Source organism: Bacteroides xylanisolvens (assembly GCF_018289135.1).
GTDB lineage: Bacteria > Bacteroidota > Bacteroidia > Bacteroidales > Bacteroidaceae > Bacteroides > Bacteroides xylanisolvens.
Map to the genome: position 1 here is coordinate 1 of NZ_CP072219.1, position 11,677 is coordinate 11,677.

Here is an 11,677-nt window from a genome sequence, read left to right on the forward strand (position 1 = left end):
ATGTTTTTGTGGGTACAAAAAACCTTGCGACAGCCGAGCTGCCGACCAATGTTCGTTACACTCACATACTCTGTATATATGAAAGAGAATCGAGATATAAGTATAAAGATCCGCTTGACGGAAGCCGAGAAAGAACAGCTTCTTCAACGTTCAAAGGAAGAGGGAAAATCCCTTTCTTCCTTTATCAGAGAGTCTGCCTTGAAAGGCAGAAGCATATCGAAAACCGATGTGCAAATGATATATGAACTTCGTAAAATAGGAGCCAATATCAACCAGCTTGCCAAACATATCAATACGCTTCCGTCCGATGAAAATATATTGTATTCATTGGATCGGATTAACCAATACCTTTCGGATGTAGAAACCATTAACCGGAAATTGTTATGATAGCCGAGATACAACCTTCTTTCTCATCCCACCTGTCCATGAGCCGGAAAATTGAATACCAGCTTTCCAAGGTCAAGGAAGGAAACGGAAAAGTGCTTTACACCTCCACTGGTGACGAACTGGCCGCCATGCCAGCCTACATGAAACTTATCTCCCAGTTGAATGACCGGGTGAAACTACCTTATGCGGAATTTATTCTGAGCCTCTATCCGGGAGAAAGCCTTTCCGATGAACAGTGGCTTTCTCTTGCCGGGGAATATATCGAGAGGATGGGGTACGGAAAGTCCTGTTATGCCGTTGTCCTAAATACCGACAAGGCACACAGCCATGTGCATGTGCTGCTGACCACAATTGATGAAGAAGGCAAAAGCATTCCTTCCGGAAATAATTACAGCCGTTCCGAAAAGATCTCAAGGGAACTGGAGCAGAAGTACGGTCTGTTGCCTTTGGAAAGGGAAGGAGGCAAGAGAACCACGTTGGGAGAGGCGCAATACCGTAACTATTATTTCGATGCGGCCTTGAAGAAAGCCATGCGTAGTTATAATTACAAGGATAAGGTATCGGCTGTCCTGGAACAATCCGATACATACCGGTCTTTGAATAAACCCTTGCAAGAAATAAAATTGGCCAATGAAGAATGGCGTGTCCTATTGGGGGATGAAAGCTATGACAACCTTTTCGCATTGCTGGAAAAAGGAGGTTTTTTCAACCCCTTGTTCAAGGATGAACTGTTACAACAGCTTGACCGCATCTACTCTTTTTCCGAAAGTACATCCGATTTCCGAAGGAACCTGGAACAAGAAGGATTGTATATGCGTCTGGTCACCAAGAAGGACAAATCCTATTATGTCTATGGCATCAAGGATTCAGGCTTTTACCTGAAGGACGTTTCACTTCCTCAGAAATATCGTTTTGGTAATATTCGTTTTGATGGCCGGGGCATGAGCGCCGATGAACAGAAGCATTATCTCTATGACCATGTGTTTAAGGCATTGAACGCTTCTTTAGGCTATGAGGATTTTAAGAAAAGGTTGGCGGAAGAATCGATCCGTGTGACGGAACATGTAAACAGCAAAGGCGCATACGGGATTTCCTTTTATATGGAAAACGTGGAAAATGCTCATGTCTTTAAAGGTGCGGATCTTTCCCGTAAGCTCACTTATCAGAATATCCAGAAGCATTTCGATGGTGTGGCTGTCGGTCTCTCGCCACATATCGATAGGGTAGGGGAGTTCCGTGAGCGGGTGGATCGTGAGGCTTTCTATATGCAGGGTGGGGGAGTTATGGCCATTCCGGAACTTGACATTACCGGCAGCGGGAAGAAGTCGCAAGAGGATGATCTCATACCGTCCAAAAAGAAACGGAAACGCAAGAGTGGTCCCGATTTCTCATTATGATGAATACTAACTTAATATATTTGCTTTATGAATTATCAGACCGTTTTACAGAATTATCATCCCACTGAACAGGGGGATTTCATGTTGAGATATGAGATAGGTGGCCGGGGATATGTCGTTTACTCACCGGAGAAGGATGCGTTGTCTTGTATTGAATTACATGGCTTTTCCGAGCTTACTCCTTGGCAATTGGCTTTTGTTCTTTCCTTGGATATGCAGCAGATGAAAGAACAGGACGAGCTTTCTCTCTTCGTATGTTGTAAGCGAGAAAAGCTCTTGTCTTATCTTTTCGATGTGGAGGAAAGCGAAACCGTCTTGAAGACAAAGCACGTGTCCGGTTGGCAGGGCTATCTGATGATGGATATCCATAAGCCGGACAGGGTACGGAACGTGTTCCAGTTCCATCCGGAAACGAAAGAAGCCCGTTTGGTCTTTGATAACCGTTTATGTGTCGCTTCCCTTCGTGAGAAAGAAAAAGGAAAGCTCATCCATCTCTGTTGGAGTCCTTCTGTCTTTGCTGCCATCGATAAGGGAGGAGAGCGTACCGCACCGGCTTATCTGTTGGCTTCTGATGCTGCCTTGTTGCATGGGTATGCCATGAAACAGATTGCGGAATGCTTTGCCGGTACACCGGTTGAAGAACGGGTTATCGGTATTCATGTAGGGGATAATGTCTATGAGGCCTTGTCTTTTGTGTGCTATTACGTCCGTAACGTGCAGGATGAATATTTGGTTATTCCTGAGCGGAAAGATGGGATGGTGATTCTTGAAACCCCGAAATGGAATCCGATACGCCAGGCTAACTTCGTGGCTTCACTGAACAAGATGGCGGTTGACCAGGCGAAGAAACGCTATCCGGAAATGGAGGTTCCGAATGAACGGCCATTCACGTGCCTCTCTTTTGCCCGGAAGTCTTTCGTCTATTTCCCGGATCTGAAGGTGTATCAGGAGGTGTTCTTGAAGATGTATTTGGGGTTGGTGAGGTTACAGGAGGTGCATTTGCTGGGGTAAGGAACAATTGCAGTGCTGCTTATAAAATAGTGGCACTACTATTGTTAGAGTACTTCTATCATTCCTTTGGTTACGGCATCGGCCAGTAGTCTTTTTACAATCCTGCCACTGGGAGGATTGGTTATCCCAAGCGTTATCTCAACCCTGTTTGATAGAGGATGATAGTGCAGGTATTGGAGGATTTCATCTTCAATAGTCATGTTATAATTCTTTTATCGGGACAATTTTGCCTGATATTTATGCTTTTGTTTATTGTTCTGTCCCGATAGAGATTATTTTGGATGGACAAAGAAACGCTATCCAGAAATGGAGGTTCCGAATGAACGGCCATTCATGTGCCTTTCTTTTGCTGGAAGTCTTTCGTCTATTTCCCGAGTCTGAAGGTGTATCTGGAGATGTTTTTGAAGATGTATTGGGAATTGGTGAGGTTACAAGAGGCGCATTTGTTGGAATAAGGAAAAGGGTGCATCTAATGCCCAATTTGAAAGGATCACCTGCTACAGATAACTGTAACAGGGATATTATCCTTAAAAAAGTGAGTTAGATACACCATTTTAAAGTGCTTCTGTTATTTCTTTGTTTACGGTGTTGGGGAATAATCTTTTTATTACTCAGTTATAGGGAAAATAGGTCTGATATTTATGTTTGGATTATATACTTTGAGGATAAGTGAAGAAAGATATCTGAAGGTGGATTCTTTTATTTAGAGTTCCTTTTAGAATAAGATTTCGCCAAACAGAAATATATTTAGAATTGTTTCTCATAAACCTCAATGCTGCAACATTGAAGTCCAATCTGTAAGCTTGATATCTTATACATTTATTCTTATTTCCAACTTTTCATATAGCACAACTGCCTTTATCAGAGGCAGATTCTCCTTGCAGAACCATGGAAAATCGATACATCTGAAATCGACATGGCTCTCCTCCAGCAGATTGAGAAAACGGATGTCGTCTATCATCCCTTTTAAGGAAACGAACAGGAGAGGTATCTTTTTTCTTTGGCAAAAAAATAGCGCCTTCTGTAGTTCCGCATATGCGATGGCTTGTTCATCCTTGCTAGTGGAATCATTTCTCTTGTCAAAAAAAGACAACTGGACTTTTAATGAATTATGTTGTTGGAGGTATTCCGCCAGCTGTTGCTGTGCTTCAGGAGAGCTGGCATCTCCATACAGTATTATATCACTATATTGCTTCATATCGGGTATTTGTTCCGGTTGTACGCTCCTTTTTTCCAAAGGCACCCCTGCATATTCTTTCAATAGATGCTGCTTCGTGATCTTTCGGGGTTTCTCAACGGAGTAGAATGCATATCTGAATATAAACTGAGTCCCTTTCTTCTGTACGGATTCCTGTTCCAGGAAAAAAGAATTCAGGCGTATCTTGTTTTCTTGAAGGATATGTTTGGGAATATCTTCCTGATAGATATCGGTCATGTATTGAAGGATGGTCTTTTTCATTAGAAAAATCAATGAAAAGGTTCATTACCAGTATTTATAATAAGTTTTTCCAACCCATTAATTTTTGCGTAATGCTGTTTCTGCGGTTTAGAATCTGAAAACGAAGCTACTTTCGCAAGATCCTGTGTCCGGTATATATACTTACTTACATATGGATAGTGATATTTTATCATTTTACCGGCAAATACATTCCGAATGTTTTCCACATTGAGTACAATCTTGATCTTGTTGATAATAATCAATGCTATAGATTATCATTTCTTTTTCAATATGGATATCAGGTTGCCTAATTGAGGTTCGATAACTTTCTTGTAAACCAACTTCATTCTTTTGTCAGAGGTTTTAACGAAGGATTTTACCATTTATAGTCAAATTGTTCAATGTCTTCTTCTGCAAGTAGATTTCCGGACTGCACCTCGATGAACGTCAATTCAGAGATAGCCCTGACTGCATGTTTAACACCTTTCTTGATTGTAATCGTATCGCCTCTGCTGATAACCGACCTGATATCATCGAGTACCAGTTCTCCCTCGCCGTCGATAAACGTCCAGACTTCATCGCGATGGCGGTGTACCTGATAGCTGATACTCTTACCGGATTTGATTTTCAGTTGCTTGGTAAGTGATTTGTAACCGTCGGAAAACTCGGCGGTATCGACAACTTTGTATTCACCCCAGCGACGTTCTTCGAACATTGGCCGATGTTGTAGGCAGTCAGCGTAAGTTTTGATGTTCTCGCTTTTATCTTTGTCCGAAATTAGGATTCCATCATTTGATGCTGCGATAACTAGATTCCGTGTGCCAATGCACATGATTGGCAGTCCAAGTTCGTTGATGACGTGGGTATTTTCGGATTCTTCATCCATGACAACATTGCCCATGGTGTGTTCCGATAGTTCATCAGTCAACGTATTCCATGTACCAAGGTCTTTCCACTCTCCGGCAAAAGGTACGACGGCTACCGACTGCGCTTTTTCAGCGACTTCGTAGTCAAAACTGATTTTCGGAAATTCCCCATAGCGAGAACGAATTTCTGAAAAAGTGTCGGTTTTGATGTGTCGGGTTACAATATCTGTCATATACCCCAACCGAAAAGCGAATACGCCTCCGTTCCAGAAAGCACCCTCTGAAATAAGTTTCTCGGCAGTTATCATATCTGGCTTTTCCGTAAAGCGTGATACTTGAAATATTCCTTTGTTCTGTACATCATTGACTGGCACTACATATCCGTATTTTGCTGACGGATATGTGGGGTTAATTCCCATCAATACTAGTTCGGCTACATTGTTTTTCACTGCATCCGCTATCCTGCGAATCGTTTCAAAATAACCTGTTTCGGTATAAGGGTCGCAAGGCATGACGATTATAATCTCATCGGTGGAACATTTTCGTTTGTAGGCCAAATACGAGCTTGCGAGAGCGATAGCCGGGAATGTATCGCGACGCTCCGGTTCCGTAACTACAGGAATCTCTTCTCCAAGCTGGTTGATGATGATATCCCGTTGTGACTGGCTTGTTGCCACAGTAATCGAATCACAGATGCCGGTTTCTCGTAATTGCCGTACCACCCGCTGCACCATCGACTCTTTCGAGCCATCGGGCGCAGTCAACAGTTTGATAAATTGTTTTGACCGTGTATTATTGGAAAGCGGCCATAGGCGTTTACCAGAACCGCCGGATAACAGTATGATTTGCATAGATGTTATTTAATTCGATTTTTAATTTGCCGATAGTATTCTTCAAGCATCAATTTCCAAAATTTATTGCGTTCGTAACGTGATGTAATCATTGCCCTTGCATTCTTTGCCATTCTTTTTACCTCATTAGGATTATCCAAAAAATATTTCATGGCTTTATACAATGCGTGTTCGTCTTGTGGTGGAACAATTATTCCATTTTTGTTTTGAACAATTATTTCATTACAACCATTGATATCTGTAACGATTTGTGGTAATTCCAAGGCCCCAGCTTGCATGACAACATTAGGGAAACCTTCACGATAGGAGGGAAAAACAAAAGCCTCACACCCCATTAGATAGGGACGAACATCTTGTTGAAAGCCGACAAACTCAATGTGAGAATTTGTGCTAATCTCTTGTTTTACCCAATCATCAACCGGATAAAGGTTTTCTTCCATAAAGCCGATTAAACGTAATCCTATGTTAGGATAATCTTTCTGTAATCGAATAAAAGAAGCTACTAATTCATTGATTCCTTTCTCATAAAATATACGACCTACAAAACCAAACGTGAAATCGAAAGTTGAAATCTTAATATCTTGTGTAGCATTTCGCGAATAGAATGCCGTATCAATTCCATTTGAACCACCATTACCGATAACAAGCATTTTTTTAGGATTGCCGATCCCCATTGAACAAATAATATCACACATCTTTTGTGAATTGGGATATACATTTGTGGCACAAGCGTAAGTTAACCGTTCCGTAAAACGAAGAATTTGTTTTTTTATGCCCGTAGCCGTCGTCAATGGGAAGCCTGTTACCGTGTGCATACGGATCGGCACACGTGCTATCCATGCTGCTAACATACCCAAAAGACCAGCTTTGGGGGTGTGCGAGTGAACAATAGTCGGCTTCTCTTTGATAAAAAGTTTTACCAATTGGAAAAGAGTTATTAAATCGAAAATCGGATTTATGGCTCTTGACATTTTTACCGGAATACAACGTGCCTGTTGCTTCTGTAATTCCTCCCAACCTTCTCCTTTAGGGGCAACGGCAATGACATCGAAATATGCGGAAAAATAATTCAATTGACCTTGAAGTTGCCGGACTTGAAAATAAGCTGAATTTGTTATTTTGAATAATTTCTTTTTTTTCATTGAAAAGATTTTATTTTTTTTGCAGGAACTCCCCCATAAATAGAGAATGAGTCAACACTTTTATTAACCAAACTATTTGCGCCTATTATACATCTTGTATCAATGTGAACTCCACATAAAATCCTCACTCCACAACCAATCCATACATCATCATGGATAACTACCGTTTTTTTTAGGATTTCATTATATTTAATAGGTAAATTAAAATCAGAATAAGTGTGAGTACTTGTTAGTATTGAACTTGAATGGGCAATAGACACATTATTTCCGATCATCAATCCTCCGCTACATTCAAAATAACACATCGGATGAATACTGATATTATCTCCCAGTTCTAGTTTCTCTATGTTAGATATATATACATTTTCTTTAATTACAACATTATCACCGCATTTTTTTGCTAGATTTTTCACCAATATGTATCTAATCACAATACCAACTTTTCCTCCAATACCTCTTAAACTTACAAATAAAAAATTATTAAGTTTCCTAGGAAGATATGAATCTACTATAACGAATACCTTAATTAATGGTTTAATCCGTTTAAATAAAGTTCTACCGCTTAGATCCGACATGTCTAATATCTATATAATTGTTTTTTTTATCTTTCATATGAAACAAATAGCCAATAGGCATAAAAATAATATAACTAGAAATTCCTATTTGTTTTATTTTATTTTTCATTTTCAATTTAGAGCAAGGAGCAAAACGCCAGTAATTTATATGAGCTTTTATTTTTTTTAAATATGGAATATCTAGTGATGCCATTTCTGAATAAATTCTCATGGCATAATTAGGTGAATTCATTCTGTTTTTGATTGATGAAACAGATAAACCGTCTGATAAATACTCTGCGATGTATATTTTTTCATTAAAAAATAACATAAGGTAATTTTTTCCAATACGGTTTAGAACCAAACTTTCTGCACAAAATTTTTCTCCGGGTATATCGTCAAATAAATAATTTCTCAGGACTGATGTTTTAAAAACAAACGCAACATCCCCTTTTATATTTTTTATAATCCAATAGTTAATCCAAGAATCTTTTAAAATTTTCCATGTAACCTCTTTCCCTATACGAGAACCATCTGGAAAGCATTTCATACCACAAACTCCAGCAAATTTATCATTATTCTTTATATATTGATAATGAAAAACTATTCGTTCTATAGAGTCTTTTGTTAAATAGTCATCACTATCTACAATATAAAATAATTCTCCTTTTGCATGTAATACGCCATTGTTGATTGCTCTATGTTTTCCACCATTCTCTTGTTTGATGAAACGAATTAATATACGATCTTCATTTTGATAAGATTTTATAATTTCATCAATATCATCAGTGCTCCCATCGTCAACAATAATCCATTCAAAATTTTTATAGGTTTGAGACAACAAACTCTGATATAGATTTCCAATTAAATTCTTCCTATTATATACCGGTGTAAATACAGTAACTAAATCTTTCATAAAAATCTTTTTCTATTGTTTTGTATTTTATTTTATCCACATTACATAAGTGAACATATAATAACATAGAATAATCCATTTTATTCGTTCTCCCTGGTTATTTATTAAGTTATCTTTTAGCAAGGGATATATCAATACTATAGGATAAAGAAACCAAGATAGATAAGCAAATCTGTTATTATACGGTACATGAATGGTCAATAGCCAGAACGCATTACTTGCTATATAAGTATTAAATAAACGGATAAACAATTTGTCTTCGTAGCAATATGTATAGATATATTTCACTCCTGCGATAATGGGTATCAAACTATAAATAATGAAGTCCCAGCGAAATCCAATATTAGAGAACATTTGCTCCATGCCTTTATAAGACATATTCAAATATTCAGACATCCTTTTATCCTGTTCAAACCAAGGAATGTTTGTCAACAAAGTGGAGAAAGAATCACGTGCAACAAGCATAAGCAGGAAAAACGTTCCCCATAAGTATAAGTAGTGTTTGGGATTATTTGAAAGTCGGGTCAGCAAGAAACAGCCAATTGGCAACATGACGGATTGATGGAAAAGACATGCTATAATCCAAACAGGAATTCGTTTAATATCGTTGTTTGGAACAAGAAAAGAGAAGATAACTAACGATGTAGCTATTCCGTTACGCAGTCCATTTACTCCGTATCCCCAAAAACTCAAAGAACAAACGAACAACACTAGTGCTACAGCATATTGTTGTTTGAATCGTTTCTTTAAAGCAAAGAAAACAGGCAATATATATAATGAGCAAAGAACAAACCAATACCCTTTTAAATTGACGAGTTGTGAAAGCCAATAGGTAAGATACTCAAAACCAATATCTCTATCTCTTATAGCAACCGTACCATAGAAGGCTTTCTTTTGGAAAGCCATGGCATAAGCTGAAGTATCTCCAAAGTAGTGATAATCGGTCGGTCGGAAAGTTACATGAACATATACAATCAAGAGTAAAGCAAGGCTAAATATCTGGTTGTTGATATAAGGCTGTCTTACTGTTTCTGCCCTGACCGGTTGAATAGCGATGTAAACAACTAATAGCAGCAACAAGTTGTAATATAAGGCTATATATAGACTAATACTCATAAAATGACATCACAAATTTGGTCCACATAATGTTCCCACGTAATTTTAGCTTCTATGCGCCGACGTGCATTACGACCTTCATTTATAGCAAGAGATTTATCGTCGATTAACTTAATGAGTAAATTCTCCAATTCTTCGTGGGCGTCCTGATGTATCAACCAACCGCCATTATTCTCCTCGACAGCATCGGGAATGCCACCTGTACGAGTACCTATAACGGCGGTTCCACAAGCTTGCGCTTCGGCAAAAACAAGCCCGTATCCTTCTACATTCCTATTATCCGCTTCTTCACGTGTACAGAGAATGAATATATGCGAGGCTGAATAGAAATCGCAAAGTTTATTATCATCAATGAAACCTTCAAATGATACAATATCTGACAATCCTAAATCGGTAACCATCCGCTCAAGTGCACTCTTATATTTTCCTTTACCTCCGAGATGCAATCGCACTTGTTGCTTATACTTTGCCGGTAAAGAAGCTATCGTCCGGATAATAAAATCATGTCCTTTAAATTTTTCCAATCGAGAAATAGAACAGAGGTGTAGCAAGCCATCCTTATATTTTTCACAAGTAGGGCGAAAATGAATTGCATCAACCGCTAACGGAATAGCGATTGTTTTAGCATTTGGAGAACAATGTTTTACTAATGTCTCTGTATAATGACTGTTAGCAATCACGCAAGAGGCGTTTCTTAGTATAAAACGTCGATAAGTAGGCCAAATACAGCGTCGGAAAAAACTCTTTCCGGCAAGATATTCGGCTCCATGTGCCAATATATAGGTTTCTCTGTTTGACAATAGAGACAGCATTCCCTCTGGATGATAATTCCCGGTAATTACAATATCACCGGGAACAGTTTTTTTGCGTAAATACTTCAATGTACGCAACTCCAATATTCCTCTTCTTCCATGCAATCTCACCACATTATTATCCTCCTCTGCATCGGTAGAAGTACTTTGGGGACAAATGACTGTAACATTCAGTCCTTTTTTCTCTAAATATTTTTTCAGTTCAAAACAAAGCCTTGCAATACCACCATTACTTGGTGGATAATCATAGGTTACAATAAAAATGTGTTTGTTAGATGTTTGCATAATGAGTATATTTAGGAGTTAGTTTTCCTTTTTTATAACCTTCTTTATAAGTTTTTGCAAAAAGTCTAAACAGTCCGGGATTGCGGTAAGTAAAAGCGTATGATGCAACAAGACGCAACAAATAGATGTAAGCAGTCGGCCTATGATACCATTTGAGATGACGGCTAATCAATAAAGCCCGGTTATGTACTAATGAAGCAATATAGCGATTGATATCCAGAACCCTGCAACCGCCTGTATCAGCAGCCAAGTGCCATACATGAGCATCATAATTAAAAAAAACTTTGTATCCAAGTTCCTTTACTCGTAAACATATTTCGGTTTCTTCATATAGAGCAGCTCCATAATTCAAATATTCATCAACACCACCAACTTCTAAAAATATGTCTTTTTTTATGCTATAATTTCCACCTCCGCCATGATCTACATATTCTTTATGATTAATGTGGAATCCCCGTTCTGGAGTTGCCGTATAGAAATGGAACTTGCCTACATTTTTCGATTTGGGATTATTCTTATATTTTTCTGTAATTCCCCCTGCCACTACTGCGATATCAGGTTGTGACAAGAACTTGTAATGCTCTTTGAGCAGGTTGCAGTCACACTCGATATCATCATCTAGAAATAGGATGTAGGCGTATTGTGTGTGTTGCACACCGAAATTACGAGCTTCAGGTAGCCCTCTAAATTCAGTCACATGATAGTACTTAATCAATGTATCACTATCTTTTGCACGACTATACATAGTACTGTCAATGGCTGCCGATTGGTCTACAATAATTATTTCATACGGCTCCCCAAAATCTTGCTCTATTAAGCAATCAACTGTACTTGCCAGATAATCAGCCCGATTAAGTGTGGGCAAAATAATGCTTATCCCTTTTTGCATAAGGCGTTTATGA

The 11,677-nt window shown here is 38.7% G+C and carries 12 protein-coding genes; 3 read left to right on the top strand and 9 right to left on the bottom strand.

The window, feature by feature from the left end; all coding sequences use genetic code 11:
- Positions 1 to 48 precede the first annotated feature (48 nt).
- From INE92_RS26220 to INE92_RS26230, 3 genes are read left to right on the top strand one after another with little or no spacing between them, the layout of a single operon-like run.
- Positions 49 to 387, top strand: coding sequence for a plasmid mobilization protein (locus INE92_RS26220; RefSeq protein WP_008770294.1), 339 nt, complete (start codon positions 49 to 51; stop codon positions 385 to 387).
- Positions 384 to 1,784 carry a relaxase/mobilization nuclease domain-containing protein gene (locus INE92_RS26225; RefSeq protein ID WP_005868870.1) on the top strand — a complete coding sequence of 467 codons (1,401 nt, stop codon included), beginning with the start codon at positions 384 to 386 and terminating at the stop codon, positions 1,782 to 1,784. The genes INE92_RS26220 and INE92_RS26225 overlap by 4 nt, the downstream gene beginning before the upstream one ends.
- A gap of 27 nt (positions 1,785 to 1,811) precedes the next feature.
- Positions 1,812 to 2,795, top strand: a complete 984-nt coding sequence (locus INE92_RS26230; RefSeq protein WP_005868869.1) for a hypothetical protein — start codon at positions 1,812 to 1,814, stop codon at positions 2,793 to 2,795.
- 44 nt (positions 2,796 to 2,839) lie between these two features.
- Here INE92_RS26230 and INE92_RS26235 read toward each other — a convergent pair whose 3' ends face one another.
- The 9 genes from INE92_RS26235 to INE92_RS26275 all read right to left on the bottom strand — a co-directional run bounded on the left by INE92_RS26235 (position 2,840) and on the right by INE92_RS26275 (position 11,664).
- Complete coding sequence (locus INE92_RS26235; RefSeq protein WP_005868867.1) at positions 2,840 to 2,995, bottom strand: hypothetical protein; 156 nt, start codon at positions 2,993 to 2,995, stop codon at positions 2,840 to 2,842.
- Positions 2,996 to 3,606: 611 nt separating this feature from the next.
- Positions 3,607 to 4,254, bottom strand: coding sequence for a hypothetical protein (locus INE92_RS26240; RefSeq protein ID WP_005868866.1), 648 nt, complete (start codon positions 4,252 to 4,254; stop codon positions 3,607 to 3,609).
- 355 nt (positions 4,255 to 4,609) lie between these two features.
- A complete protein-coding gene (locus INE92_RS26245; RefSeq protein WP_005868865.1) occupies positions 4,610 to 5,950 on the bottom strand; it encodes a sugar phosphate nucleotidyltransferase in 1,341 nt (446 codons plus the stop codon).
- A gap of 5 nt (positions 5,951 to 5,955) precedes the next feature.
- Entirely contained in the window at positions 5,956 to 7,092 is a 1,137-nt protein-coding gene (locus tag INE92_RS26250) for a glycosyltransferase family 4 protein (protein ID WP_005868864.1), read from the bottom strand.
- Positions 7,089 to 7,667, bottom strand: coding sequence for an acyltransferase (locus tag INE92_RS26255; RefSeq protein WP_005868863.1), 579 nt, complete (start codon positions 7,665 to 7,667; stop codon positions 7,089 to 7,091). Before INE92_RS26255 ends, INE92_RS26250 begins: the two co-directional genes overlap by 4 nt.
- Positions 7,648 to 8,562, bottom strand: a complete 915-nt coding sequence (locus INE92_RS26260) for a glycosyltransferase family 2 protein (RefSeq protein ID WP_005868862.1) — start codon at positions 8,560 to 8,562, stop codon at positions 7,648 to 7,650. The genes INE92_RS26255 and INE92_RS26260 overlap by 20 nt, the downstream gene beginning before the upstream one ends.
- A gap of 27 nt (positions 8,563 to 8,589) precedes the next feature.
- Entirely contained in the window at positions 8,590 to 9,678 is a 1,089-nt protein-coding gene (locus INE92_RS26265; RefSeq protein ID WP_005868861.1) for an EpsG family protein, read from the bottom strand.
- Complete coding sequence (locus tag INE92_RS26270) at positions 9,675 to 10,775, bottom strand: glycosyltransferase family 4 protein (protein WP_005868860.1); 1,101 nt, start codon at positions 10,773 to 10,775, stop codon at positions 9,675 to 9,677. Before INE92_RS26270 ends, INE92_RS26265 begins: the two co-directional genes overlap by 4 nt.
- A complete protein-coding gene (locus tag INE92_RS26275) occupies positions 10,762 to 11,664 on the bottom strand; it encodes a glycosyltransferase family 2 protein (protein ID WP_005868858.1) in 903 nt (300 codons plus the stop codon). The genes INE92_RS26270 and INE92_RS26275 overlap by 14 nt, the downstream gene beginning before the upstream one ends.
- Positions 11,665 to 11,677 lie beyond the last annotated feature (13 nt).

Bases quoted from the DNA above. Each gene is read 5' to 3' on its own strand.
- INE92_RS26240 (WP_005868866.1), bottom strand. From the start codon at position 4,254: ATGAAAAAGACCATCCTTCAATACATGACCGATATCTATCAGGAAGAT.
- INE92_RS26245 (WP_005868865.1), bottom strand. From the start codon at position 5,950: ATGCAAATCATACTGTTATCCGGCGGTTCTGGTAAACGCCTATGGCCG.
- INE92_RS26265 (WP_005868861.1), bottom strand. From the start codon at position 9,678: ATGAGTATTAGTCTATATATAGCCTTATATTACAACTTGTTGCTGCTA.
- INE92_RS26275 (WP_005868858.1), bottom strand. From the start codon at position 11,664: ATGCAAAAAGGGATAAGCATTATTTTGCCCACACTTAATCGGGCTGAT.
- INE92_RS26250 (WP_005868864.1), bottom strand. From the start codon at position 7,092: ATGAAAAAAAAGAAATTATTCAAAATAACAAATTCAGCTTATTTTCAA.
- INE92_RS26230 (WP_005868869.1), top strand. From the start codon at position 1,812: ATGAATTATCAGACCGTTTTACAGAATTATCATCCCACTGAACAGGGG.
- INE92_RS26220 (WP_008770294.1), top strand. From the start codon at position 49: ATGTTCGTTACACTCACATACTCTGTATATATGAAAGAGAATCGAGAT.
- INE92_RS26260 (WP_005868862.1), bottom strand. From the start codon at position 8,562: ATGAAAGATTTAGTTACTGTATTTACACCGGTATATAATAGGAAGAAT.
- INE92_RS26255 (WP_005868863.1), bottom strand. From the start codon at position 7,667: ATGTCGGATCTAAGCGGTAGAACTTTATTTAAACGGATTAAACCATTA.
- INE92_RS26235 (WP_005868867.1), bottom strand. From the start codon at position 2,995: ATGACTATTGAAGATGAAATCCTCCAATACCTGCACTATCATCCTCTA.
- INE92_RS26270 (WP_005868860.1), bottom strand. From the start codon at position 10,775: ATGCAAACATCTAACAAACACATTTTTATTGTAACCTATGATTATCCA.
- INE92_RS26225 (WP_005868870.1), top strand. From the start codon at position 384: ATGATAGCCGAGATACAACCTTCTTTCTCATCCCACCTGTCCATGAGC.